Genomic DNA, 24362 nt, shown 5'->3' with positions numbered 1-24362 from the left:
TCGGACATCAGTAGTCGCTCTCGGCCCAGATCATCTGGCCGAGTTCGCTGCTCGACGCCTCATCGCCCCGGTCGAACACCTCGGCCGTCTGCCGCAGGTTCTCCGCCACCATGTCGACGTCCGCGAGACGGCGCCCCAGTGCCGTCGTCCATGCGTCGCCGAATCGCGCCACCGCCGCGGTGATCGAGCGTGCGCCCAACCCCGACGACTGCGCGACCACCGCCGAGCCGAAGTCGCCCCGCAGACTGGCGGCCTTCGTCGCGAAGGCGCGCAGCTCGTCGGTCTCCACATCCGTCATCGCACGCCATCGGTCACGAACGACAACGTTACGTCTTCATATGAGGACGTCACCGACATCCGCAGCTCGAATACCGGTGTTCCGAGATGGGACCTTCAGGGTGCTCAGACATGCGAATGGCCCCACCTCGGTGCGAGATGGGGCCATTCGGGCGATGGAGCGGAAGCTACTCCCGTTTGCGTGTCACTGCGCGCTGGAGCAGCACGAACACGAGCAGGATGCCGCCCGTGATGATCGTCGTCATCTCGGGCGGGATGCCTCCGTCACGCGTGATGAGCACGTTCATCAGACCGAGCACCAGCGCACCGACGACCGAGCCGAGCACGTATCCGTAAGCCCCTGTCAATACGGTGCCGCCGATCACTGCCGCGGCGATCGCGTCGAGCTCCCACCCGATGCCGGTGATGTTCTGAGCGGTGCCGAGTCGTGCGGTGTAGAGCACCGCCGCGAGACCGGCGAGACCGCCGCTGATCACGTAGACGAGCACCTTCGTGCGCTGCACGGGCAGACCCATGAGCAGCGCCGAGCTCTCCGATCCTCCGATCGCGTACACGGTGCGGCCGGTGCGCGTGCGGTGCAGAACGAAGAACGCGGCGGCCACGACGATCACCGCGATGAGCACTGCGGGGGTGATCACGAGGTCGTTGACCTTCGGGCCGTCGATGATCTTCAGCTGGGTGCCGATCCAGCGGATCGGCGACTCCTCACCCAGCCGCTCGGGCTTGGTGCTGAGCAGCGAGGCGAGGCCCCGACCGAGGAACATCATCGCCAGTGTCGCGATGAAGGGCTGCACGTCGAAGTACCGGATCAGCACTCCCGAGACGATGCCGAAGAGCACTCCGATGCCGATCATCGCGACGATCACGGCGAAGGCGTTCCAGCCGGCGTTCGAGAGCATCACACCGGCGACCGACGAGACCGCGATGATCGATCCCACCGAGAGGTCGATGCCGCCCGTGAGGATCACGAAGGTCAGCGCGACCGCGAGCACGATGAGGTGCGCATTGTTGATGAGCAGGTTCGACAGCGTGTTGAACTGCAGGATGCGGCCGTAGGCCACCTCGCCGAAGATCACCATGCCGACGAAGATGACCACCGAGGCGATCGTCGGCAGCACCGAGGGGTTCGCCGTGATCATGCGTCGCAGACGGTCGGCGACGCTCTCCGTCGCCTGAGGGGCCGGAGGGGCGGTCATGACGCTCATGCGGACACCTCTTCTTTCGCGATGATCTGTTCGACCGGGCGGGCTCTGCGTCGCGTCCGGAACCAGCTGCGCACGCGCTGCGACTGCAGCAGACACAGCACGACGATCACGATGGCCTTGAACGCCGGGGTCGCCGACGACGAGACGCCGAGATACAGCACGGTCTTGTCGAGGGTCGCGATGAGCAACGCGCCGACGAAGGCGCCGCTGAGTGAGAACTTGCCACCCGCCAGCGATGCGCCGCCGATGACGACCGCGAGGATCGCGTCGAGCTCGAGCTGGTAGCCGGTGCGGGAGATGTCGACGGTCATGACGCTGCCGACCGACATGATGCCCGCGATCCCGGCGAGGATGCCGCTCATGATGTAGGCCGTGAGCAGCAGTCCCTTCGGCTTGATGCCCGCCATGCGGCTGGCCCGGGGGTTGATGCCGATCGCCTCGATCATGAGGCCCAGCGCGCTGCGCCTGACCACCCAGCCGACGGCGATCACGATCAGCACCGCGAGGATGAACACCACGGGGATGCCGATCACGAAGCCGTTCGCGATCCACCGGAACGCATCGTTGGATGCCGTCGTGTTCTGCCCGCCGGTGATCACCTTGGCGATGCCTCGGCCGGCGAGCATGAGCACGAGCGTGGCGATGAAGGGCTGCAGGCCGACATAGGCGACGAGGACGCCGTTGACCGCCCCCAGGATGCCGGTGATGACCAGCGCGAGTCCTACCGCGGCGAGCGCTGCGCCGAAGGAGTCGCCTGCGGCGCTGAGGAACTCCATCGAGACGGCTCCGGCGACGGCCATCAGAGATCCGACCGAGAGGTCGATGCCACCGGTGGCGATCACGAGCGACATCCCGATCGCGATCATCATGATCGGCGCCGCCTGGCGCAGGATGTCGATGAGGTTGCCGACGAGGTTGCCGTTGTTGGGGTTGATCGAGAGCGCGAGGTACGTCGGGTCCTTGATCACGTTCAGGGCGAGCAGCGCGAAGATCGCCACGATGCCCCAGAAGAACGGCTTGTGGATCAGGTCCCGCCAGATGGTGGTGCCGGCTGACGCGGTCATCGCGCTGCCTCCTTGTCGGTCGTGGGGGCGATGCTATCGGGCACGGCGCCGTCGGTGTCGTCGAGCGTCTCGGCAGCGGCCTCGACTCCGTGAGCGGCGATCACATCGACGATCACCTGCGCGGTGACGTCCGGTCCGTTCTGGATCTCGCCGATCTTCCGGTGGTCCTTCAGCACGACGATCCGCTCGGAGAGGCGCACGACCTCTTCGAGCTCGGAAGAGATGAACACCACGGCGACGCCGTCTTCGGCGAGCTCGGCCACCGCCTCCTGGATCTCGGCCTTCGCACCCACGTCGATTCCGCGGGTCGGCTCATCGAGGATCAGCAGCTCGGGCTGCGTGGCGAGCCAGCGGCCGAGCAGCACCTTCTGCTGGTTGCCGCCGGAGAGGTTCTTGATCATCCGGTCGGGGTCGGCCGGACGGACGTTGAACTGCGCGATGTAGCGGTCGACGATCGCATCCTGCTCCTTGCGGCTCATGGGACGCGCCCATCCGCGCTCCGCCTGCACGGCGAGGATGATGTTCTCGCGCACGGTCAGGTCTCCGATGATCCCCTCGTCGCGGCGGTTCTCGGTCGAGAAGGCGATCCGACGAGGCAGCGCATCGGCGGGCGACTTGAGGTCGACCCGGCGTCCATGCAGCTCGATCGTGCCTTCGTCGGTGCGGTCGGCGCCGTAGAGCAGTCGGGCGAGCTCGGTGCGCCCGGAGCCGAGCAGCCCGGCGAACCCGATGACCTCGCCGGGGCGGATGTCGAGGTCGGTCGCCTCGACCGCTCCGCGGCGTGCGATTCCGGATGCCGCGAGCAGCGGCTTCTCATCGGCCTCGCGCGGCGCGCGGCGGCGGTTGCCTCCGAGCGACTTGAGCGCATCGAGGTCCTTGCCGATCATCTTCGAGATGAGAGCGTGGCGGTCGAGGTCCCGGGTGAGGTACTCCCCCTCATACAGTCCGTTGCGCAGCACCGTCAGGCGGTCGCTGATCGCGTAGACCTGATCGAGGAAGTGCGAGACGAAGAGGATCGCGACCCCCTGGTCTCGCAGTGCCCGGATCACGGTGAAGAGGCCTTCGACCTCGGCGGCGTCGAGGCTGGAGGTCGGCTCGTCGAGGATGAGCACCTTGGCCTTGATCGCCATCGCGCGGCTGATGGCGACGAGCTGCTGCAGCGCGATCGAGAGGGTCGAGAGCGGCCGGCGGGTGTCGAGGTGCCCCAGGCCGAGTCGGGAGAGGGCGTCGGTCGCAGCGCGGTGGGTGGCCGTCCAGTTGATGCCGAACACACCTCGCGTCTCATGACCGAGCATCACGTTCTCGCCGATCGAGAGGTTGGGGGCGAGGTTGACCTCCTGGTACACCGTCGAGATCCCGGCATCCTGCGCGTCGCCGGCGCCGCCGAAGCTGCGCTCCTGCCCGGCGACGACGATCGACCCGGAGTCGATCCGGTAGACGCCGGTCAGGGCTTTGATCAGGGTCGACTTGCCCGCGCCGTTCTCGCCCATGAGCGCGTGGACCTCGCCCTGGAACAGCCGGAAATCGACCTTGTCGAGGGCTTTCACCCCAGGGAACTCGATCGAGATCCCACGCATCTCGACGATGGGCAGTGCTTCGTTCATCGGTGTCTCCTCCTCCGGAAGAGCCCGGGCGGTGCGGCTGTTGCGGCACCGCCCGGGCTCACTGGCTGATCGCTCCGGCGGCGGGGTCAGTACTTGCGGTCGGCGAGCACGGCCTGTGCCGCCTCTGCGGAATCGAACGCCTCGCTGGGGACGACGATGTACGAGTCGACGTCCTCACCCGCGAGAGCCTTCTCGACGACCTCGAGGGCCGTCTCGCCGAAGAGCGGGTTGTACTCGTGCACGTAGCTGAGCTGGCCGTCGGCGAGCGCCTGCATGGCGTTCTTCGTGCCGTCGATCGTGGCGATCTTGACGTCTTCGCCCACCACCAGGCCGGCTTCCTCAGCGGCCTGCGCAGCGCCGAGACCCATCTCGTCGTTCTGTGCGAACACGAGCTGGATGTCGTTGTTCGAGGACTTGAGCATCGTCTCGAAGACGCTCTTGCCCTCTTCCGCCGACCAGTTCGCCGTCTGCGCGTCGAGCTTGGTGAGCGACGAGTCGCCGAGGCCCTCGTCGAAGCCGGTGTTGCGCTCGTTCACGACGCCGACGCCGGCCGGGCCCTCGAGCACGACGTAGTTGCCTCCGTCGGGGAACGTCGCCGCAGCCCAGGTGCCGACCTCCTTCGCGACCTCGACGTTGTCGGGAGCGATGCGGGTGACGTACAGGCTGTCGTCGTCGGGCTCGATGCCGCGGTCGAGCAGGATGACGGGGATCTCCGCCTCCTGTGCGCGCTTGAGCGAGTCCTCCCAGCCCGAGGCCTCGGTGGCCGAGAGCAGGATCACATCGACGCCCTCGTCGACGAACGACGTGAACGCGTCGATCTGCGACTTCTGGTCGAGGTTGGTGGCGGGTGCGTACTTGAGGTCGTATCCGGCTTCCTCCGTGAAGGTGTCCTGGATGTTCTGCTCGTTGGCCTCGCGCCATGCGCCCTCGGGACCGACGGCCACGAAGCCGACCGTGGTGACGTCGTCGCCGTCGCCACCCCCGTCGCCCGAGTCGCCGGTCGAGCAGGCCGCAAGGCCGATGGTGAGTGCGCCGACTGCTGCCAGGCCGAACGCGATGCGAATGCGCTTCTTCGCGGACATTTCTTCTCCTCGTTGAGATGCCGGTGGTCACTCCGGCGGTGGTGGACCAGTCATGGTCCGATCGTGATTGCAGGACACCTGCATCGCATGTCCTGCGGTGATGTTACCGGGAACAATTTCTGGAACACAAGAGGTGAACGAAAATCAACGATGTAAGGAGCGAAAGATCTTGTTACCGATCACAGCTCGACGCTGTGGCTGAGCTCAGCGGCGATCATCTCGACCACGGTGTCGACCGTGACACTGGGACCGTTGCTGAGCTCGCCGATCTTCTCGCGGTCCTTCAGCACGATGATGCGATCGCTCAGCCGCACCACCTCTTCGAGTTCGGACGAAATGAAGACCACGGCCACTCCGTCACCGGCGAGCTGGCTGATGCGTCTCTGGACATCGATCTTCGCCGCGATGTCGATCCCCCGAGTGGGCTCGTCGAGGATCAGCACGTGCGGACGCACCGCCAGCGCACGGGCCAGCAGCACCTTCTGCTGGGTTCCCCCCGAGAGCAGGCCGACCGGGCGGTCGAGGTCGGCGGGATCCAGATGCAGGGCCTCGACGTACGTCTCGACGAGTCCCCGCGACTCCGCGTGCGAGAGCGGACGAGTCCACCCGCGCAGCGCCTGCAGCGACAGGATGATGTTCTCGCGCGCCGTGAGCTCGCCGATGATGCCCTGCGTCCCCCGGTTCTCGGCCGACAGCGCGATCCGGTGTCGCAGCGCCGCCGACGGGCTCCGCAGCTGCACCCGTTCGCCGTCGACCCAGAGCTCGCCGCTGTCGGCCCGCGCCGAACCGCTGAGCAGCGACGCGAGCTCGGTGCGCCCGGAACCCCGCAGCCCCGCGAGGCCCACGATCTCTCCGCGTTGGATCTCGACATCCATCTGCTCGAGCTCACCGCGTCGCCCCACACCGGACGCCTGCATCGCGGGCTCTCCGTCGTACGCGTAGTGGTGGGCCTTGCGCTCAGAGCCGAGCGCTCGGAGGCTGTCGATGTCCTTGCCGAGCATCTTCGAGATCAGGTCGGCCCGGTCGAGGTCTCGCGTCGCATACTCCCCCACGCGCCGCCCATTGCGCAGTACGGTCATGCGGTCGCTGATCGCGAACGCCTGCTCGAGGAAGTGCGAGATGAACAGGATCGCGACCCCCCGCTGCCGCAGACCGCGGATGACGCGCATCAGGGTCGCGACCTCGGCGACGTCGAGGCTGGAGGTGGGCTCATCGAGGACGAGCACCCTCGGCTCGTCGACGACCGCGCGCGCGAGTGCGACGAGCTGCTTCTGCGCAGGCGTGAGCAGCGAGAGCGGCGTCTTCGGATCGAGGCCGTCGAGCCCGAGTCTGGCCAGCGCCTCCGCGGCATCCGCTCTCGTCCTCCGCCAGTCGATGCCGAACCGTCCTCGGCGCTCCCGCCCGAGCATCACGTTCTCCGCGACGCTGAGATTCGGGCTCAGCTGGGTCTCCTGGAACACCGTCGCGATCCCCGCCGCTCGACTGTCGGCGACCCCCGAGAACCGACGGGGCTCGCCGTCGACGAGGACCGTGCCCTCCTCCAGCGCGAGGGTGCCGGTGATCACCGCGACCAGGGTGGACTTGCCGGCGGCGTTCTCGCCCATGACGGCATGCACCTCGCCGGGGAACAGCCGGAAGTCGACGTCGTCGAGCGCGCGCACGCCGGGGAACTCGACCGTGATGCCCGCAAGCCGCACGACCGGCGCGGGACCACGGTCGGAGGTCATCGCACCTCCCGAGGTGCGGCCGATGAGCCGCGGGCGACGAGCTCGGTCGGGATCCGGGTGAGCGTGGGGATGTCCCGCCCTTCGATCGCCGCGCGCAGCATCTCGACCACCGCGACGCCCAGCGCCCCGAAGTCCTGGCGCACCGTCGTGAGCGGCGGGATGAAGTGCCGCGCCAGCGGGATGTCGTCGAAGCCGACCACGCTCAGATCCCGCGGCACCTCGAAGCCCCGGTCGTGCAGACCGTGGATCAGCCCCATCGCCATGTCGTCGTTCGCGGCGAAGAGCGCCGTGTAGTCGGGCAGCCGCGTGAGCCCTTTCGCGAAGTCGTAGGCGAAGTCGGCCGACCAGTCGCCGACGACGATGGGCCGTTCGCGGATGCCCCACGACTTGGCCCGCGAATGGAAGGCCCGCTCCCGCGCCCTCGCGTCGAGCCAGTCGAGCGGACCCGAGAGGTGCAGGATATCGCGGTGGCCGAGCGCGACGAGGTGGTCGACCACGGATGTCGTGCCCGCATGCTGGTCGATCGACACGGTGAGGAACGTCGGGTCGGCGTCTGCCTTGACGACCAGCATCGGCACGGTGATGGCGATGCGGCGCAGCGCCGCCACGGACGACGAGCGGGGCGCGATGACGCAGAGCGCATCGACTCCCTGGGTCACGAGATTGTCGACCGCCTCCTGCGGAGACAGCGGGTCGCCCTCGTGCAGAGCGATCGGCGTGACGGAGTATCCGGTGGCACGTGCGGAGAGCTCCACGGCTCGCAGGATGCTGGTCGGACCGTGCGCCACCGCGCTCTCGACGATCACGCCGATCCGGCGGGTGCGCTGCGTGGCGAGAGCCCGCGCGACGAGGTTCGGGCGGTAGTCGAGCTCCTCGATCGCCTCGAGCACGCGGCGTTTCGTGTCGGGCTTGATGTTCGGGTGATCGTTGAGAACACGCGAGACCGTCATGTGCGAGACGCCCGCGATGGTCGCCACCTGACGGATGTTGGGCTTGTCTGAACCGACGTTCGCCATGCACACCTCCGTCGGCCGAGCCTCGGAGAATGTTACCGAGAACAACCCCGGTGGTGCAATGGATCCCGCGGCAGCGACCGGCGCTAGAGGCCCAGGCGCTCCAGGTACGGGTTCACCAGTCGGCGCTCGGGGTCGAACCGCGCCGCGAGGTCGGCGAAGTCATCCCAGCGCGAGTAGCGAGAGCGCACCTCGGCGGCATCGAGCGTGAACACCTTTCCCCAGTGCGGGCGGGCGGTCTCGGGCAGTGCCGCTTCGAGCGTGGGCAGGAACTCGCGAACGGCCGCCTCGTCGGGCTTCCAGGTGAAGTGGATGCCGACGGCATCCGTACCCTGCGATGAGCTCAGCCAGAGGTAGTCGGGGGCGACCGTGCGGATCTCGTTCACGAGCAGCAGCGGCGCGATCTGGCCGGCGAGGGTGCGGACCGCCTGGATCGCGGCGACCGCATCGGCGCGGGGCACCAGGTACTCGCTCTGGATCTCGGCGCCCGCCGACGGCGTGAACTCGAGCTTGAAGTGCGCGAGACGCTCGAACCACGGCCCCGGCACTCCGAGCTGCTCGGTGCAGGCCACCGGGTCGACGCCGATGATCGGATGCCGCTTCGCTGTCGCAGGCTCCGCTCCGAGTCGGTCGAAGAGATCGGCGCGGGTGTTCTCGCGCGCCTCGGGCTGTCGCTGCTTGACCCAGATCTGGTCGGCGACGTCGGTGTGCTCCCACCGCGAGAAGATGCTGACGCTCGTTCCGATGCTCGTCACCTCGTCGAAGTCGGCGAGGATCGCATCCCACGACGGATGCTCGAACACGTGCTGGGCGACCTCGTAGGCGGGCTCGACATCGAGCGTCACGTCGACGACCGCTCCGAGTGCGCCGAGGCTGACGACTGCGCCGTCGAAGTCTTCGTCTCCGCGAGCGAGCGAGCGGATCTCCCCTGCCGGTGTGATGATCGTCAGCGCGCGCACGGCGGAGGCCAGCGATCCCGTCGCGTCGCCCGAGCCGTGCGTTCCGGTCGCGACGGCTCCCGCGATCGAGATGTGCGGCAGCGAGGCGAGGTTCGCGAGCGCGAGCCCCTCGGCATCGAGCAGCGGGGCGAGGTCCCCGTAGCGCAGCCCGCCCGACACGCGCACGGCGTCACGGGCGTCGGCGACCTCGAACACGACGGGCAGCCGGTCGAGCGCGATGAGCACCCCGTCGGTGTCGGCGATGTCGTTGAAGCAGTGCCGCGACCCGAGGATGCGCACGGCCCCGCCCCGGGCGAGCAGTCCCTGCAGCTCATCGATCGAGCTCGGGTGCTCGATCGCGGATGCGCGATAGGTGAGGTTGCCGGCCCAGTTGCGTTCGATGGTCATCGGGCCATAGTAGCCACGGCAGCCTCGCCCGCCATCGGAGAGGCACCGCGCTCGGCACGCGCATGGATAGGCTGACCGGATGACTGCGATGCCGCCGCCGCGCGCGACGATGAAGGACGTCGCCGCACTTGCCGGCGTCTCACCCAAGACGGTCTCGAACGTCGTCACCGGCACGGTCGCCGTTCGCGAGGAGACGAGGCTCAGGGTCGAGTCGGCGATGGCGGAGCTCGACTTCGTGCCCAACCTCAACGCCCGCGGGCTCCGCAAGGGCCGCTCGGGCATCATCGCCGTGGCCCTGCCCGACCTCGCCACCGCGTTCTCGGCCGAGCTGATGCATCGCATCGTCGACGCTGCGCACGATCGGGGCCTGGCGGTGCAGATCGAGGAGACCGCGACCGATCCCGAACGCGAGCGGGAGCTCGTCTCGCGCGCTCGCGCGCACCTGGTCGACGGGCTGATCCTGAACCCGATCCGCCTCGAGGACAGCGTGCTGAAGTACGCCGACCGGCTGCCCCCGCTCGTCGTGCTCGGGGAGGTCGAGCAGAACAGGGCCGACCACGTGCGCATCGACAGTCGCCGCGCCGCCGCTGACGTGACCCGGCATGTGCTGTCTCGCGGGGCGACCCGCATCGCGGTGATCGGCGCCGATGACGACGCGGCGGTCGCGACCGCCACAGGTCGCCTGCGACTCGAGGGCGTGCACGACGCGCTGCGAGAGGTCGGCATCCCGCGCGACACCGCTCTCGAGATCAACCCGATGCCGTGGTCGATGACGGGTGGGGCGGATGGCGTCGCCACGCTGTTCCGGCGGGGTGTGGCATTCGACGCGATCATCGCCTTCACCGACTCGCTCGCGCTCGGAGCGCTGCACGCGCTGCACGATCACGGCGTGAGCGTGCCGGACGATGTGATCGTGACGGGCTTCGACGATGTCGAGTTCTCGCGGTACACGTCGCCCTCGCTCACGACGATCGCCTTCGATCGTCGCGCGTTCGCCGACGCGGCCCTCACGCTGCTCGAGTCGCGCATGGACGACCGCTCCGCTCCCCCGCGCGCGCTCACCCTCTCGCATCATCTGCTCGAGCGCGACAGCACGCGGGGCACCCCGCGCGGCTACCGCCCCTGACGCGGCTCGGAAGCATCGGCTCACTCTTGCGCGGCTGATTACATCGATGTAATGATGTACCCCGACCCCGCCCGCTGTCACGAAGGAGTGACGATGACGCCCCCGCTCGATATGTCCAGACGGCAGTTCCTGACTGCCGCCTCCGTCACGGCCGCCGCAGCGCTGCTCGCCGGCTGCGCACCCGGCACAGTCCCGGGCTCGAACACCACGACCCTCCAGTTCTGGCATCTGCTCTCGGGTGGCGACGGCGTCACCATGTCGCAGCTGCTCGACACCGCGAACGCGGCGCAGAACGCGTACCGCATCCGCCCCACCGTGCTCGCCTGGGGCACCCCGTACTACACGAAGCTCGCGATGGCGGGCGCCGGTGGCCGCGCCCCCGACGTCGCGATCATGCACGCCACCCGCACGGTCGGCTGGGCCCCCGGCGGTCTGCTCGACCCGTGGGATCTCGACCGACTGGCAGACCTCGGCGTCGACGCCTCGACGTTCCCGAAGCCCATCTGGGAGAAGGGCTTCGTCGGCGAGAACATGTACAGCGTCGCGCTCGACGCGCATCCGTTCGTCGCGATGTTCAACACCGACATCTGCGATGCCGCCGGAGTGCTCGACAGCGACGGTCGCCTCGCAGAGACGTCGTCTCCCGAGGAGTTCGTCGAGCAGCTGCGCACGATCGGCGGCAAAGCCGACGGCCACGCGCTGTCGTACGGATATCTCGGCGACGGCGCGCAGATGTGGCGCCTCTTCTACACCTTCTACTCGCAGCACGGCGGTGCGATGGAGCTGCCCGCCGGCGGCAAGGCCGTGATCGACAAGGATGCCGCGGTCGAGTCCCTCTCGCTCATGCGCACTCTGCTCGACGGCGAGATCGCCCTCGCCCAGGCCGACTACGGCAGCGCCGTCGCCGAGTTCGCGACCGGCAAGAGCGGCATGCTGTTCACCGGCGTCTGGGAGCTCCGCACCATGCAGAACGCGGAGATCCCGTTCGACGCGACCATGATCCCCACGCTCTACGGCACCCCGGCGGTCTACGCCGACTCGCACTCGTTCGTGCTGCCGCATCAGACCAACGCCGACGAGAAGAAGCGCGACCTGACGTACCAGTTCGTCGCCGACATGCTCAAGGGCTCGTTCGGCTGGGCCGAGGCCGGGCACATCCCCGCCTTCCTGCCGGTCACCGAGTCCCCCGAGTACGCCGATCTCGTCCCCCAGGCCCACTACGCCGAGGCCGCGCAGCACGTCGTGTACGACCCCACCGCGTGGTTCACCGGATCGGGCTCCAACTTCCAGGGCGAGTTCGGCGCCGCGGTGCAGGGCGTCCTGCTGTCGGGCGATGACCCCGCGGCGGCGATCGACCGGTTCGAGGCACGGGTGAACACCCTGCTCCGTCAGCCCAACCCGGCAGACCCCGAGGGGACGTTCGCATCATGACCACGGCAACCGACTCCACGCGCACCATCGTCACCGGCTCCAAGGCCGCCATCCCGATCCGTCGCGCCGGCTCCCGCAACCGCGAGCAGCTCATCAGCTGGGCGTTCCTCGCTCCGTTCCTGCTCGCGTTCGTGCTGTTCCTCGCCTGGCCGATCGTGCACGGCATCATCCTCAGCTTCACCGACCAATCGCTCACGGGCGCCGGCGGCTCCTTCATCGGCTTCGCGAACTACGCCGAGGCGCTGACGGATCCGAAGATGTGGCAGTCGATGGGCAACACGGTGTGGTTCACCCTGCTGTCCACTGTGCCGCTCGTCGTGATCGCTCTGCTGATGGCGGCGCTCGTCGACCGCGGCATCCCGGGTCAGTGGCTGTGGCGACTGTCGTTCTTCATGCCGTACCTGCTCGCCTCGACCGTGATCTCGCAGATCTGGGTGTGGATCTTCAACCCGCAGATCGGTGCCGCGAACAACATCCTCGAGTTCTTCGGTCTCGAGCCGCTCGCCTGGCTCCAGAATCCCGACACCAACATGCTCTCGATCGTGATCGCCACCGTCTGGTGGACGGTCGGATTCAACTTCCTGCTGTACCTCGCGGCGATGCAGAACATCCCGCCGCAGCAGTACGAGGCGGCATCGCTCGACGGCGCGGGGCCGTGGCGCCAGTTCTGGTCGATCACTCTTCCGCAGCTGGGACCGGCGACCGTGCTGATCCTGATCCTGCAGATCCTGGCGTCGCTCAAGCTCTTCGATCAGGCGTACCAGATGCTCGGCGGTGTCGCGAGTGACACGACCCGCTCGATCGTCCAGTACATCTACGAAGCCGGCTTCGTCAGCTACCGATTCGGCTACTCGGCCGCGATCTCCTATGTGTTCTTCGCCCTCATCGTCATCATCGGCGTCGCGCAGGCTCTGATCACGCGCCGCCGGAAGGAGTCGCAGCTGTGATGTCCACCGCCACTCTCACCGAGACCATCACCACGACCAAGCCCGCGCGGGCCCGTCGCCCGCACCTGCCGGGCGAGAAGCCGTTCGGCGTGCTGCGCATCAGCGCACTCGTCGTCCTCATCGTCCTGGCGGTCGGCTGGCTGCTGCCCTTCCTCTGGGCGATCGCGACGGCCTTCAAGACCGAGACGGATGCCGCCAGCGGCGACCCGTCCTGGATCGGCGCCTCGGGCCCGACGATCGAGGCGTTCACCGCGATCCTGTCGCAGGGCAACGTCTACACCTGGGCGTTCAACAGCCTATGGACGTCGATCGCCGTGACCCTGATCACGCTCACGATCTCGGCATTGGCCGCCTACGCCTTCTCCCGGCTCGACTTCACCGGTCGCAAGTGGCTGTTCGTCGCCATCATCGCCTCGATCGTCGTGCCGCCGCAGGTGCTCATCATCCCGCTGTTCTACGAGATGCTCGCGTTCAACATGATCGACACCTACTGGGGTCTGATCCTGCCGCAGGTCGTTGCGCCGGCCATGGTGTTCATCCTGAAGCGCTTCTTCGACGCGATCCCGATCGAGCTCGAAGACGCCGCCCGGGTCGACGGCGCCAGCCGACTGCGCATCTTCTGGTCGATCGTGCTGCCGCTGTCGCGCCCGATCCTGGCATCCGTCGCGATCTTCGTGTTCATCGGCGCCTGGAACAACTTCCTCTGGCCGTTCCTCGTCATCAACGACACCACGCTGATGACGCTGCCGGTCGGCCTCCAGACGGTGATCAGCGCCTACGGCGTGCAGTACGCCCAGGTCATGGCGCAGGCCGTGCTGGCGGCGCTGCCGCTGATCATCGTGTTCATCATCTTCCAGAAGCAGATCGTCAAGGGCGTCGCGACCAGCGGCTTCGGCGGTCAGTAGTCCCCCACCCGGCTCGAGAGCCAGAAACAAGGAGAGCAATGTCTCAGGCCCGCATCACCATCGATCGCGACTTCACCATCGCCGACGTCCCCCGGAGGCTCTTCGGGTCGTTCGTCGAGCACATGGGGCGCTGCGTGTACACCGGCATCTACGAACCGGGGCACCCGCAGGCCGACGAGCGCGGCTTCCGTCAGGACGTCCTCGCCCTGGTGAAGGAGATGGGTCCGACCGTGGTCCGATACCCGGGAGGCAACTTCGTCTCGGGCTACCGCTGGGAAGACGGGGTGGGCCCGGTCGAAGACCGCCCGGTGCGCATCGACGGCGCCTGGCACACGATCGAGACCAACGCCTTCGGCCTGCACGAGTTCATGGACTGGGCGAAGGATGCCGACGTCGAGGTCATGGAGGCCATCAACCTCGGAACCCGGGGTGTCGAGGAAGCCAGGTCGCTCGTCGAGTACGCCAACCACCCGGGCGGCACGTACTGGTCGGACCTTCGCCGCAAGAACGGTGCCGAGCAGCCCTTCGACATCAAGCTGTGGTGCCTGGGCAACGAGCTCGACGGCCCCTGGCAGATCGGCGGCAAGACCGCGACGGAGTACGGGCGGCTGGCGCAGGAGTCGGCCAAGGCCATGAAGCTCGTCGACCCGACGATCGAGCTCGTCGCCGTCGGCTCGTCCGGCCGGTCGATGCCGACGTTCGGCACCTGGGAGCACACGGTGCTGACTCACGCGTACGACGAGGTCGACTTCATCTCGATGCACGCGTATTACCAGGAGCATGACGGCGACGCCGAGTCGTTCCTCGCGGAGTCGGTCGACATGGATGCGTTCATCGACGGCGTCATCGCGACGATCGATGCGGTGAAGGCGGCGGGCAAGCACACGAAGCAGGTCGACATCTCGTTCGACGAGTGGAACGTGTGGGACCAGGTGAAGTTCAACGACGTCGAGTCGGTCGAAATCGCGAAGGCCGGGTGGAAGAAGCACCCGCGTCTGATCGAGGACACCTACAACGTGACGGATGCCGTCGTCGTGGGCACGCTGCTCAACAGCCTGCTGCGTCACGGCGATCGCGTGAAGATCGCGAACCAGGCGCAGCTCGTGAACGTGATCGCGCCGATCCGCTCGGAGGAGAACGGTCCGGCCTGGCGTCAGACGAGCTTCTGGCCCTTCGAGCGCATGGCCCGTCTCGCCAAGGGCCGCATCCTGCGCCTCGCGGTGTCGGCTCCGCAGATCGAGACGAAGCGCTACGGCGGGGTCGACTCGGTCGATGCCGCGGCCACGTGGGACGAGGAGACCGGACGAGTCGTGGTCTTCGTCGCGAACCGCTCGCTGACCGAAGAGAGCGACCTGACCGTCGAGCTGCGCGGCCTCACCGGCCTCCGCGTCGTGAACGCCGAGACGCTGACGATCCCCGAGGGCGGCGACCGTCGCACCGCGAACCTCGAGACCACGCAGGATGCCGTGCACATGGTGCCGCTCGGCGCCGCCGAGGTCGTCGACGGGTCGGTGCGTGCGACGCTTCCGCCGCTGTCATGGTCGGTGATCGAACTCGCCTGAGGTTCGGCTCGACAGGAGAGGGCCCGGCATCGGATTCCGATGTCGGGCCTTCTGCGTGTCCGGCATCCCGCGCGCCTGCACCACGAAGCACCCCGCAGACGCGAAGAAGCCCGGTATCGATCGATACCGGGCTTCTCAGCGATGGGGTTCGCGGCCGAGGCCTGTCACTCCGTCAGATCGTGATCAGGCGATCAGCTCTGGATCTGCTGGCGACGACGCACGACCAGCAGCAGTCCGCCCGAGAGCAGGGCGAGCGCGATGGCTCCGGCCGTCAGCGGGACGAGCATGTCGGAACCGGTCGCGGCGAGACCGCCGTCACCCGGGGCGGCTGCGCCACCCTCACCGGGAGCGGGAGCGGCTCCGCCACCGCCGGCGACCGGTGCGGCGAGAACAGCGAACGCCAGGTCGGTCGGAGCCGACGAGACGCCGTCGATGGCCTGCGTGGCCGAGACCGTGTAGGTGCCCGACTCGAGAGCCGCACCGAAGTCGACGCTCCAGGCGCCGTCCTCGACAGTGGCCGTGAACGTGCCGCTCGCCGCGGCGAAGGCGCCCGCGAGGGCCGCCGTGTTCGCCGTGGTCGGCTCGGCGCCGGTGAGCTTCACCGTCACGGTCGCTCCGTCGATGCCCGAGCCGGCGAGTCCGGAAGGACCGTCATTGTGGGCGAACTCCGCGCCGTTCGCGACCGAGGTCACGGCCGGCGAGACGGGGATGACCGAGAATGCCGAGGTGGCCTCGGGAGAGACTTCCTCGTCACCGTCGATCGTGCGGGTCTGCGTCACGACGACGCTGTGCGAGCCGTACTCGAGGGTGAGTCCGTCGACGGTCCAGGAACCGTCTGCGGCGACCTCGGTGGTGCCGAGCACGTCATCGGTCTGGGCGTCGGTCACCGTGATGGCGGTGGTCGGCAGGCCGGTGCCGCTGATCGCGGTGACCGTCTCGTTGACGGTCGATCCGTCGGCGGGCGAGGTGATGACCGGCGCGACGAGCGGAGCCGGCACGACCTTCACGTCGAGCGTGACGGTCTCGGAGGAGCTGAAGCCGGTGCGGGCACGGACCGAGATGGTCTGCTCGCCGAGCTCGACCGGGCCGACCACCGAGAACGCGCCGTCGACGACGCGAACGGTCTGGTCTGCGCCGAAGCCGCTGACCGTGACCTTCTCCGCGCCGGGAGCGGTTCCGGTGATGGCCGTTCCGGGCTGCACCTCGGCGCCATCGGTCGGGCTGGTGACGACCGGTGCGTCGAGGTCGAGAGCGACCTGGTAGCCACCCGTCTTGGGCAGGGCGGTCACGAGCGATGCCGCCCAGGTGAACTGCTCCTGGGTCTCGGTCGCTTCCGTGCCACCGCTGATGAGGCCGACGGCCGCGTTGCCCTGGATGACCGATCCACCGGAGTCTCCGGGGCCTGCGAGCGTGTTGCTCGAGAAGCCCTGCACCCAGTGACCGTCGATGTTGGCCCATCCGTCGAGGATGTCGTCGCTGGCGACGACGCCGGTGGTGAAGCCGGTCGTGCGACCGCTCTTCGAGACCTCGCCGAGCGTCGGTGCCGCGACGGACTTGATCTCGATGACGCTGTCTGCGAGCGAGCTCAGCGAGTCGCCGGCAGTGGTCCAGTCGGTGACCGCCGGTACCGGGTTCCAGCCTGCGGCCTCGTTGATGTCGATGGTCGAGATGTCCGTCGCGGTGGTGTCGCCGTTCGAACCGAGGCCGCCGTCGCCGCCGCCGAACTGAGCGAAGCCGAACGTACCGAGCAGGTCGATCGTGGCCGGCAGCGCGGTCTGGGTGCCACCGGCTGCGTCTTCGCTGCTGGGAACGGTCAGCGTGGTGTCGCGGAGCGGCTCGCCGTCTTCATCGAACGCGCAGTGTCCGGCACTCAGGAGCGCCGGGTCGCCGGTGGGCGTGAAGGCCGCGAAGCCGATGGAGCACGACCAGGCGTTGCTCCCGGGCACGCCGGCGACGAAGCTCTCGAGATCGGGGCTCACCGAGAGGTAGCCCTGACCGCCGACGATGTCGCCCTCGGCGAAGGACGAGAGTGCGGTGTCGACCTTGACGACGGATGCGTCGGTGACGCCGTTGTCGCTCGCGATCTGCGTGATCTCGGCGTCGCTCTTGCCGGTGTCGGCGGTGACGACGACGACGTTCTCGCCACCTGCGGTCTGACCGAGCGCGACCATGTCGGTGTCGGCCTCGGCCAGGTCCGCCTTCGTGTTCAGCACCTGGGCAGGAGCGTCCTGTCCGGGTGCTTCTGCGGAGTCGTCCGCGAACGCCACAGGCGCTCCGAGGAAGAGCCCCGAGAGGGCGAGCGTGGTGGCGGCCGTCAGCGCCAGTGGGCGGCGGCCTGTCACTCTGTGCTTCATGTGATGTATGTCCTTGCTGGTCACGGATCGTCAGTCAGTTTCATCGTCGGCAGTGTGCTGTGCACACAGAACCGTTCGCCTCCCGGTGGAGGCGTGAACTGCGACGCTGGCCCCCCGACAAGCAGGATCCTGTTCGTCGAGACGAGCAGGGATCTCCAGAAGCGTACCCAGTAAATCCACAGAATGGGGAAATTGTTTACCAGAATTTCGCCTCTTGACCTGGCCCTCTCGTTTGCGATACGGCAGGACGACCGCCCGCCGCACAACGGATTGCGTTCGCAGACGACACGGTTACCATGGCCACCATGAGCACCCACCGCAGAGCACGCACCCTCGTCGGCCTCGCGATCCTGGGAGCCTTCGCCGTGATGGGCGCAGCCTGCGCGACCGGCGGCCCCAGCAGTGCGCCGACGTCGAGCGCCGACCCGAACGGCGAAGACAGCGCCGTCGTCGAGAAGCTCGTCGGACTGTGGGGAGAGGATGCCTCCGGTCAGCCGCACCTCGAGTTCACCGCCGACGGCGAGGTGCACGGCAGTGACGGCTGCAACGGCATCACGACGACCTACTCGGTGAACGGCGACCATGTCGATCTCGCCCGATTCGCGTCGACGCTGAAGGCGTGCCCCGGAGTGGACGGCTGGATGCGGGGCGTGCGTGCGGTCGAGATCGACGGCGACGTCCTCGTGATCAAGGACGCGTCCGGCACGGAGCTGGGCACCCTCCCGCGCGCGAGCTGACGTCACGCCGCGGAGTGCGGCATCCGGTCCGGCGCCCGGCCCGGGTCGTCGACCCGGGCCGGTGCGCCGATCAGTTCTCGATGTGGCGTTCGTCGACGCCGTCGTAGAACGACAGCGGGCGGATCAGAGCGTTCGCACCGGCCTGTTCGATGATGTGCGCCGTCCACCCTGTGACCCGCGCCGCGACGAACAGCGGCGTGAAGGTGAGGGTGTCGAAGCCGATGAGGTTGTAGGCAGGACCCGACGGGTAGTCGAGGTTCGGGTAGATGCCCTTGCGCGCCACGAACTCCGACTCGAGAGCGTCGTACAGCTCTGCCACCTCGGCCTTGTCGTAGTGCTCGACCAGGGTGTCGAGCGCCGCCTTCATCGTCGGCACCCGCGAGTCGCCGCTCTTGTAGACGCGGTGCCCGAAGCCCATGATTTTGCGCTTCTCGGCCAGCGCCGTGTCGAGCCAGGGCACGACGTTCGAGGCCTCGCCGATCTCGTCGAAGATGTGCAGCACAGCCTCGTTGGCGCCGCCGTGCAGCGGCCCCTTGAGCGCGCCGATCGCCCCGACCACCGCCGAGTAGAGGTCGCTGAGGGTGGAGGTGATCACGCGGGCCGTGAACGTCGAGGCGTTGAACGAGTGCTCCGCATACAGGATCATCGAGCGGTTGAACGCGTCGACGACCACAGGATCGGGCTCCTCGCCGAACGTCATCCAGAGGAAGTTCGCGGAGTAGTCGAGGTCGTCGCGCGGTGCGATCGGCTCCTGCCCGCGGCGGCGGCGCTGACCGTACGCGACGATCGCGGGGAGAGCGGCGAACAGACGGATGCTGCGCTCGAGGTTCTCCTCCGGGCTGCCGCCGGCATCGAGCACCGATCCGCCCGCGTTCGTGTCGGAGGCACCGATCAGGCTGACCGCCGTGCGCACCTCGTCCATCGGATGCGCGTCGAGCGGAACCAGGTCGATCGCGGTCTTCACGCTGTCGGTCAGAGCGCGTCGGAGGCGCTCCTCCGCGCGGAAAGCGGCCAGCTCGTCGGCCGTCGGCAACTCGCCGTGCCACAGCAGGTAGGCCACCGCCTCGAAAGGCTGGGTCGCCGCCAGCTCCTGCACGGGATATCCGCGGTAGAGCAGGCTGTTCGTCTCGGGGTTGACCTTCGAGATCGCGGTCGTGTCGACGACGACCCCGGCAAGGCCCTTCTTGATGTCCGGCTCGGTCATGCTCACTCCTTCGTGACGGTGAAGCCTGCGACGCCGGAGTCAAACTGCTTGTAGGACTCGTAGTCGATCAGGTCGTAGAGATCGGCACGGTGCTGCATCTCACCGAGCTTCGAGGTGAGGTGCCCCTCCTCGTTCAGCGTATCGAGCGCACCGCCCGCCGCGCCCATCGCGATGCGCAGCAGCGACACCGGCCAGATGACCATGTTCACACCGGCATCCCGCAACTGGTCGACCGAGAACAGATCGCTCTTGCCGAATTCGGTCATGTTGGCGAGGATCGGCACGTCGAGCGCATTCGCCATCGCCTCGAACTCGCCGAGGGTGCGCATGGCCTCGGGGAAGACGGCATCCGCCCCGGCATCCACCAGCGCCTTCGCACGATCGATCGCGGACTCGAGTCCCTCGACCGCGCGGATGTCGGTGCGCGCCATGATGAGGAAGTTCGGGTCGCGTCGAGCGTCGGCGGCGGCGCGGATGCGACGGATCGCCGTGCTCTCGTCGACGACGCTCTTGCCGTCGAGGTGGCCGCAACGCTTCGGGTTGATCTGGTCTTCGATGTGCGTGCCGGCGAGGCCGGCATCCTCGAGCTCCTGGATCGTGCGGGCGACGTTCATCGGCTCGCCGAAGCCGGTGTCGGCGTCGACGATCGCGGGGATGTCGGTCATCCGCGCGATCTGCTTGGCCCGACCGGCGACCTCGGTCAGCGTGGTGAGGCCGATGTCGGGCACCCCGAGGTCGGCAGAGAGCACCGCACCCGAGATGTAGACCCCGTCGAAGCCCTTCTGCTCGATCAGTCGGGCGCTCAGCGGATTGAACGCGCCGGGGAAGCGCAGCAGCTCGCCACTCGCGAGCCGTTCGCGGAACAGACGGCGCTTCTCAGCCGGGGTGACGTGCGAATACAGCATCAGAACAGGCCCTTCGGGGCATCGGCGCCCTCGAGCAGGCCGGGCTTCGCGATGATCGACAGCTCGCCGACCTCCGCGGCCGTGAGCTCGGGCAGACGCTGCACGAGCTCGAGGAACCGCTCGATCTCCGCGGGCTCGAGCACGGGCTCGGCCAGCAGACGGAACTTCGCGATGTAGTTCTCGCGGGCGAACGGACGAGCGCCCAGCGGGTGCGCGTCCGCGACGGCGATCTCATCGACCACGGTCGTGCCGTCGGTGAGGCGGAACTCGACGCGACCGCCGAACGCCTTCACGTCGGGGTCTTCGGAGTGGTAGCGGCGGGTCCACTCGGCATCCTCGGCCGTGGTGATCTTGTGCCACAGGGCGACCGTGTCTGCGCGACCGGCCCGCTCGGGGGTGTACGAATCGACGTGGTGCCAGCCGCCGTCCTGCAGCGCGACCGCGAAAATGTACGGGATCGAGTGGTCGAGCGTCTCACGGGATGCAGTGGGGTCGTACTTCTGCGGGTCGTTCGCACCCGAGCCGATCACATAGTGCGTGTGGTGGCTGGTGTGCAGCACGATGGCCTCGATGTTGGCGGGGTCGCGCAGCGCCGGATTCTCGGTGCCGAGCTTGCGGGCGAGGTCGATCCACGCCTGCGCCTGGTACTCGGCCGAGTGCTCCTTGGTGTACGAGTCGAGGATCGCGCGCTTCGCCTCGCCCGCGGCAGGAAGCGGCACCTCGTAGGCGGCGTCCTTGCCGTCGAGCATCCAGGCGATCACGCCGTCTTCGCCCTCGTAGATCGGCGCGGGACTCGTCTGACCGCGCATCGCCCGGTCGACCGCTTCGACGGCGAGCTTGCCGGCGAAGGCCGGGGCGTGCGCCTTCCAGGTCGAGATCTCGCCCTTGCGGCTCTGACGCGTGGCGGTGGTGGTGTGCAGGCCCTGACCGACGGCCTGGTAGATCGTCTCGACGTCGAGCCCGAGCAGAGTGCCGATGCCGGCGGCGGCCGACGGGCCGAGGTGCGCGACGTGGTCGATCTTGTGCTTGTGCAGGCAGATCGCGCGCACGAGGTCCATCTGGATCTCGTAGCCGGTGGCGATGCCGCGCAGCAGCGCGCGGCCGTCGGCCTGCACGTGCTGGGCGACGGCGAGGATCGGCGGGATGTTGTCGCCCGGGTGCGAGTACTCCGCCGCGAGGAACGTGTCGTGATAGTCGAGCTCGCGCACGGCCACGCCGTTGGCCCACGCCGCCCACTCGGGGCTGGTGCGGTGGTCGAGAGCCGCGCCGAAGACCGTCGCGCCGATGCCGCCGGTCGAGACGGGGTGGCTGAACGCCTGGGTGCGAGCCGCGTTGATGGGCCCGCGGGTGAGCGATGCCGCGGCCACCGACGCGTTGTCGATGATGCGGTTGATGATCATGTCGGTGACGTCCTGGTCGACCTCGACCGGGTCGGCGGCGACCTCGGCGATCTTCCAGGCGAGCTGGTCTTCGCGGGCGAGGTTCTCATCGCTGCGGTGGACGCGGACGTGGTGGGTGACGGTCATTTCACACCTTCTGGGTTGGCGGTCAGTGAGTCGAGGATGCCGGTCAGCGCATTGTGCAGATGCACGTGCGTGGCGTGGGCGGCGAGGTCGCCGTCCCGGGCGGCGAGGGCCTGCGCGATCGTTCGGTGCTCGGCGGCTGAGGCTGCGAGGCGGGCCGGCTTGTCGCGGGCCATGCGGCGGACTCGCACGAGGTGGGTGCGCACGGTGCGCAGAGCCGAGGCGATGTAGTCGTTGTCGACCGCACCGTCGAGAGCGGCATCGAAGCGGGCGATCAGGGCGTAGTACGCGTCGCGGCCCTCGACGGCGGTGAGGTCGACGTGCGCGAACTCGTCGGCGAGGGCGGCGAAGAGGGCGGCGTCACCCCGCCGGGCCGCGAGTCGGGCGGAGGTCTCTTCGAGCGCGCGGCGGATCTCGAACAGCGCGCGGATGTCGTCGGCATCCAGGTCGGCGACCACCGTCACTCGCGGCGACTGCTGCACGACGAGGCCGTCGGCGGCGAGGCGGCGCAGCGCTTCGCGCATCGGGGTGCGGCTGATGCCGAGGCGGGCGGCCTGCTCGACCTCGCCGAGCACGAACCCCGCGGGGAGGGCGCCGGACTGGATCTCCTCGAGCAGCGCGGCGTGGGCTCGATCGCCGGCGGTGATGCGATCGGCGACAGAGCTCATGCCCTCAGTGTATACACAAATACGTTTCGATGGTCAGTCGCGCGGTCATCGGGTTCTTCGCGTATACATTGCGCTACCGCTGCGGCCGCTCCACGGCATCCGGCACCGGCTCGACGAACTCGGCGGGACGCGGCTCGCCGAGCTTCACCACGACGACGCCGACCAGCACCAGCGCCCCGCCGAGGGCCTGCAGCAGATCGGGCAGCTGTCCGAGCAGCAGCCAGCCGAAGAGCAGCGCGGCGACCACCTCGGAGAGCGCGACGAAGGATGCGAGGCGGGAGCCCAGCATCCGTGTCGACGCGATGCCGAGCACGTAGGCGAGTGCCGTCGCGATCAGGCCGATCGCGAGCACCGGCACGAACCACGGCACGGTGCCGAAGCGATAGGTGATGTCGTCGGTCGTCCACGCGATGGGCAGGATGCCGGCGAGTCCGGCGACCGTCAGTGCGATCGCGCCGAGCAGCAGCCCGCCCCCGGCGAGCGCGATCGGAGGCAGTCCGGTGTCGGCCTTGGCCGAGAGCAGGAAGTACGTCGCGGCGCCCACCATCGCGGCGAGTGCCCAGAGGATGCCCGCGACATCGACCTCGGCGCCGGTGATGATGTCGAGCATCAGCACGAGTCCGATGAAGGCGATGGCCGCGCCGATCACGCTGCGCCGACTCGGCCGCTCGCCCCGGCGGAGCCACAGCCAAAGGATGACGGCGATCGGCGCGGTGTATTCGATGAGCAGTGCGAGGCCCACGTCCATCACTGCGACGGCCTGGAAGTAGCAGAGCTGCGTGGCGGTGACGGCGAGCAGTCCGTAGGCGGCGACCATCCCGGCGTTCTTGCGGAGCACTGCCCACCGCCCGCGCAGCGACAGGACCGTCGGCACGAGCAGCACGAGTGCGGCGACCCAGACACGCGCGGTCACGGCAGCACCGGGCGTCCACCCCGCATCGATGAGCCCGCGAGCCCAGGCGCCGGACATCCCGAACGCGAAGGCCGCGCCGATCGCCAGAGGCAGACCGAGACGCACGCCGCGCATCGAGATGTCATTCGCAACTTTGCTCATGACAGGTGACGCTACTCGTGCACGTTGTAAGGTGTCAACATGAACTTCACCGATGACACGGAAGAGGCGCTCCGCGCAGCCATCCGGCTCGTGAACTCGGCGGAAGAGCCCGAGACCCTCGAGACGCTCGCCGACTACGACGCCTTTCTCGCGGACTTCCCCTACTCCGGCCGCCTCGACCGCGACGACGCCGAGCTCTCCTCGCTGCGTGCGATCCGCCCGCGCCTGCGCTCCATGCTCATCGCGCCACGAGACGAGATGGCCGAGCACGTCAACGCCGCGCTGGCCGAAGCGTCTCTCGCGCCGCGACTCGTGCGCCATGACGGCGTGGACTGGCACCTGCACGCCGTCGCCGACGAGCGCCCCCTCGCCGAGCGCGTGCTGATCGAGACCGCGATGGCGCTGATCGACGTCATCCGCACCGACGAGGGATCCCGCATCTCGATCTGCGCCGACGACACGTGCGAGGCGCTCGCTCTCGACCTGTCCCGCAACCGGTCGAAGCGCTACTGCTCGACGACCTGCACGAATCGCAACGCGGTGGCGGCGTATCGTGCGCGGCGCGCGAGCGCCTGAGCCGCGGCATCCGGAGGACGTTCGGTAGCGTC

Annotated in this window: 21 protein-coding genes; 7 read left to right on the top strand and 14 right to left on the bottom strand. The window is 68.3% G+C overall.

What is annotated here, in order from left to right:
• Positions 1 to 7: 7 nt before the first annotated feature.
• From ACZZZQ_RS09465 to ACZZZQ_RS09430, 8 genes are all read right to left on the bottom strand, one after another.
• On the bottom strand, positions 8 to 298 hold the full coding sequence (locus ACZZZQ_RS09465; RefSeq protein WP_463507414.1) for a type VII secretion target: 291 nt from the start codon (positions 296 to 298) through the stop codon (positions 8 to 10).
• 166 nt (positions 299 to 464) lie between these two features.
• Positions 465 to 1502 carry an ABC transporter permease gene (locus ACZZZQ_RS09460; protein ID WP_072591968.1) on the bottom strand — a complete coding sequence of 346 codons (1038 nt, stop codon included), beginning with the start codon at positions 1500 to 1502 and terminating at the stop codon, positions 465 to 467.
• Entirely contained in the window at positions 1499 to 2566 is a 1068-nt protein-coding gene (locus ACZZZQ_RS09455) for an ABC transporter permease (RefSeq protein ID WP_053097897.1), read from the bottom strand. Before ACZZZQ_RS09455 ends, ACZZZQ_RS09460 begins: the two co-directional genes overlap by 4 nt.
• The gene (locus ACZZZQ_RS09450; RefSeq protein ID WP_053097899.1) at positions 2563 to 4170 is read right to left on the bottom strand and encodes a sugar ABC transporter ATP-binding protein; all 1608 of its coding nucleotides are present in this window, start codon (positions 4168 to 4170) and stop codon (positions 2563 to 2565) included. Before ACZZZQ_RS09450 ends, ACZZZQ_RS09455 begins: the two co-directional genes overlap by 4 nt.
• Positions 4171 to 4256: 86 nt before the next feature.
• Positions 4257 to 5252, bottom strand: coding sequence for a substrate-binding domain-containing protein (locus ACZZZQ_RS09445; RefSeq protein WP_053097901.1), 996 nt, complete (start codon positions 5250 to 5252; stop codon positions 4257 to 4259).
• Between the two features lie 179 nt (positions 5253 to 5431).
• Positions 5432 to 6979 (bottom strand): sugar ABC transporter ATP-binding protein, encoded by a 1548-nt coding sequence (locus ACZZZQ_RS09440; RefSeq protein WP_463507413.1) that lies wholly within the window; start codon positions 6977 to 6979, stop codon positions 5432 to 5434.
• Positions 6976 to 7995, bottom strand: coding sequence for a LacI family DNA-binding transcriptional regulator (locus ACZZZQ_RS09435; protein ID WP_463507412.1), 1020 nt, complete (start codon positions 7993 to 7995; stop codon positions 6976 to 6978). The genes ACZZZQ_RS09440 and ACZZZQ_RS09435 overlap by 4 nt, the downstream gene beginning before the upstream one ends.
• Before the next feature lie 83 nt (positions 7996 to 8078).
• On the bottom strand, positions 8079 to 9338 hold the full coding sequence (locus ACZZZQ_RS09430; protein ID WP_372984111.1) for a D-arabinono-1,4-lactone oxidase: 1260 nt from the start codon (positions 9336 to 9338) through the stop codon (positions 8079 to 8081).
• A 79-nt stretch (positions 9339 to 9417) separates the two neighbouring features.
• Between ACZZZQ_RS09430 and ACZZZQ_RS09425 the strand changes: the two genes are divergently transcribed.
• The 5 genes from ACZZZQ_RS09425 (at position 9418) to arfA (ending at position 15309) form a co-directional block, all read left to right on the top strand.
• Positions 9418 to 10464, top strand: a complete 1047-nt coding sequence (locus ACZZZQ_RS09425) for a LacI family DNA-binding transcriptional regulator (protein WP_463507411.1) — start codon at positions 9418 to 9420, stop codon at positions 10462 to 10464.
• A 93-nt stretch (positions 10465 to 10557) separates the two neighbouring features.
• Positions 10558 to 11895 (top strand): extracellular solute-binding protein, encoded by a 1338-nt coding sequence (locus tag ACZZZQ_RS09420; RefSeq protein ID WP_053099262.1) that lies wholly within the window; start codon positions 10558 to 10560, stop codon positions 11893 to 11895.
• Positions 11892 to 12842, top strand: coding sequence for a carbohydrate ABC transporter permease (locus tag ACZZZQ_RS09415; protein ID WP_053097910.1), 951 nt, complete (start codon positions 11892 to 11894; stop codon positions 12840 to 12842). Before ACZZZQ_RS09420 ends, ACZZZQ_RS09415 begins: the two co-directional genes overlap by 4 nt.
• Positions 12842 to 13747: a carbohydrate ABC transporter permease gene (locus tag ACZZZQ_RS09410; RefSeq protein WP_053097912.1), complete on the top strand. Its 906-nt coding sequence runs from the start codon at positions 12842 to 12844 to the stop codon at positions 13745 to 13747. Before ACZZZQ_RS09415 ends, ACZZZQ_RS09410 begins: the two co-directional genes overlap by 1 nt.
• Before the next feature lie 38 nt (positions 13748 to 13785).
• On the top strand, positions 13786 to 15309 hold the full coding sequence (arfA, locus tag ACZZZQ_RS09405) for an arabinosylfuranosidase ArfA (RefSeq protein ID WP_187250672.1): 1524 nt from the start codon (positions 13786 to 13788) through the stop codon (positions 15307 to 15309).
• A gap of 191 nt (positions 15310 to 15500) precedes the next feature.
• On the opposite strand, the gene ACZZZQ_RS09400 is transcribed toward arfA, so the two are convergent.
• Complete coding sequence (locus ACZZZQ_RS09400) at positions 15501 to 17663, bottom strand: S1 family peptidase (RefSeq protein WP_463507410.1); 2163 nt, start codon at positions 17661 to 17663, stop codon at positions 15501 to 15503.
• A 305-nt stretch (positions 17664 to 17968) separates the two neighbouring features.
• On the opposite strand from ACZZZQ_RS09400, the gene ACZZZQ_RS09395 reads away from it, so the two are divergent.
• The gene (locus ACZZZQ_RS09395; protein ID WP_187250670.1) at positions 17969 to 18400 is read left to right on the top strand and encodes an META domain-containing protein; all 432 of its coding nucleotides are present in this window, start codon (positions 17969 to 17971) and stop codon (positions 18398 to 18400) included.
• Between the two features lie 70 nt (positions 18401 to 18470).
• On the opposite strand, the gene ACZZZQ_RS09390 is transcribed toward ACZZZQ_RS09395, so the two are convergent.
• From ACZZZQ_RS09390 to ACZZZQ_RS09370, 5 genes are all read right to left on the bottom strand, one after another.
• Complete coding sequence (locus ACZZZQ_RS09390) at positions 18471 to 19604, bottom strand: bifunctional 2-methylcitrate synthase/citrate synthase (protein WP_463507409.1); 1134 nt, start codon at positions 19602 to 19604, stop codon at positions 18471 to 18473.
• A gap of 2 nt (positions 19605 to 19606) precedes the next feature.
• Positions 19607 to 20509 carry a methylisocitrate lyase gene (gene prpB / locus ACZZZQ_RS09385; RefSeq protein WP_053097922.1) on the bottom strand — a complete coding sequence of 301 codons (903 nt, stop codon included), beginning with the start codon at positions 20507 to 20509 and terminating at the stop codon, positions 19607 to 19609.
• Positions 20509 to 22035: an MmgE/PrpD family protein gene (locus ACZZZQ_RS09380; protein ID WP_072591976.1), complete on the bottom strand. Its 1527-nt coding sequence runs from the start codon at positions 22033 to 22035 to the stop codon at positions 20509 to 20511. Before ACZZZQ_RS09380 ends, prpB begins: the two co-directional genes overlap by 1 nt.
• Entirely contained in the window at positions 22032 to 22700 is a 669-nt protein-coding gene (locus ACZZZQ_RS09375; RefSeq protein ID WP_463507408.1) for a GntR family transcriptional regulator, read from the bottom strand. Before ACZZZQ_RS09375 ends, ACZZZQ_RS09380 begins: the two co-directional genes overlap by 4 nt.
• Positions 22701 to 22773: 73 nt before the next feature.
• On the bottom strand, positions 22774 to 23754 hold the full coding sequence (locus tag ACZZZQ_RS09370) for an EamA family transporter (protein WP_463507407.1): 981 nt from the start codon (positions 23752 to 23754) through the stop codon (positions 22774 to 22776).
• 39 nt (positions 23755 to 23793) lie between these two features.
• On the opposite strand from ACZZZQ_RS09370, the gene ACZZZQ_RS09365 reads away from it, so the two are divergent.
• Complete coding sequence (locus tag ACZZZQ_RS09365) at positions 23794 to 24330, top strand: CGNR zinc finger domain-containing protein (RefSeq protein WP_053097930.1); 537 nt, start codon at positions 23794 to 23796, stop codon at positions 24328 to 24330.
• Positions 24331 to 24362: the final 32 nt, after the last annotated feature.

Source organism: Microbacterium sp. AC132, from assembly GCF_979258525.1.
The sequence above is the reverse complement of the archived record's forward strand: the minus strand, read 5'-3'. Positions and strand labels throughout refer to the sequence as shown.

Coding starts and splice junctions, on each gene's coding strand:
- ACZZZQ_RS09465 (WP_463507414.1), bottom strand. CDS start 298: ATGACGGATGTGGAGACCGACGAGCTGCGCGCCTTCGCGACGAAGGCC.
- ACZZZQ_RS09460 (WP_072591968.1), bottom strand. CDS start 1,502: ATGAGCGTCATGACCGCCCCTCCGGCCCCTCAGGCGACGGAGAGCGTC.
- ACZZZQ_RS09455 (WP_053097897.1), bottom strand. CDS start 2,566: ATGACCGCGTCAGCCGGCACCACCATCTGGCGGGACCTGATCCACAAG.
- ACZZZQ_RS09450 (WP_053097899.1), bottom strand. CDS start 4,170: ATGAACGAAGCACTGCCCATCGTCGAGATGCGTGGGATCTCGATCGAG.
- ACZZZQ_RS09445 (WP_053097901.1), bottom strand. CDS start 5,252: ATGTCCGCGAAGAAGCGCATTCGCATCGCGTTCGGCCTGGCAGCAGTC.
- ACZZZQ_RS09440 (WP_463507413.1), bottom strand. CDS start 6,979: ATGACCTCCGACCGTGGTCCCGCGCCGGTCGTGCGGCTTGCGGGCATC.
- ACZZZQ_RS09435 (WP_463507412.1), bottom strand. CDS start 7,995: ATGGCGAACGTCGGTTCAGACAAGCCCAACATCCGTCAGGTGGCGACC.
- ACZZZQ_RS09430 (WP_372984111.1), bottom strand. CDS start 9,338: ATGACCATCGAACGCAACTGGGCCGGCAACCTCACCTATCGCGCATCC.
- ACZZZQ_RS09425 (WP_463507411.1), top strand. CDS start 9,418: ATGACTGCGATGCCGCCGCCGCGCGCGACGATGAAGGACGTCGCCGCA.
- ACZZZQ_RS09420 (WP_053099262.1), top strand. CDS start 10,558: ATGACGCCCCCGCTCGATATGTCCAGACGGCAGTTCCTGACTGCCGCC.
- ACZZZQ_RS09415 (WP_053097910.1), top strand. CDS start 11,892: ATGACCACGGCAACCGACTCCACGCGCACCATCGTCACCGGCTCCAAG.
- ACZZZQ_RS09410 (WP_053097912.1), top strand. CDS start 12,842: ATGTCCACCGCCACTCTCACCGAGACCATCACCACGACCAAGCCCGCG.
- arfA (WP_187250672.1), top strand. CDS start 13,786: ATGTCTCAGGCCCGCATCACCATCGATCGCGACTTCACCATCGCCGAC.
- ACZZZQ_RS09400 (WP_463507410.1), bottom strand. CDS start 17,663: ATGAAGCACAGAGTGACAGGCCGCCGCCCACTGGCGCTGACGGCCGCC.
- ACZZZQ_RS09395 (WP_187250670.1), top strand. CDS start 17,969: ATGAGCACCCACCGCAGAGCACGCACCCTCGTCGGCCTCGCGATCCTG.
- ACZZZQ_RS09390 (WP_463507409.1), bottom strand. CDS start 19,604: ATGACCGAGCCGGACATCAAGAAGGGCCTTGCCGGGGTCGTCGTCGAC.
- prpB (WP_053097922.1), bottom strand. CDS start 20,509: ATGCTGTATTCGCACGTCACCCCGGCTGAGAAGCGCCGTCTGTTCCGC.
- ACZZZQ_RS09380 (WP_072591976.1), bottom strand. CDS start 22,035: ATGACCGTCACCCACCACGTCCGCGTCCACCGCAGCGATGAGAACCTC.
- ACZZZQ_RS09375 (WP_463507408.1), bottom strand. CDS start 22,700: ATGAGCTCTGTCGCCGATCGCATCACCGCCGGCGATCGAGCCCACGCC.
- ACZZZQ_RS09370 (WP_463507407.1), bottom strand. CDS start 23,754: ATGAGCAAAGTTGCGAATGACATCTCGATGCGCGGCGTGCGTCTCGGT.
- ACZZZQ_RS09365 (WP_053097930.1), top strand. CDS start 23,794: ATGAACTTCACCGATGACACGGAAGAGGCGCTCCGCGCAGCCATCCGG.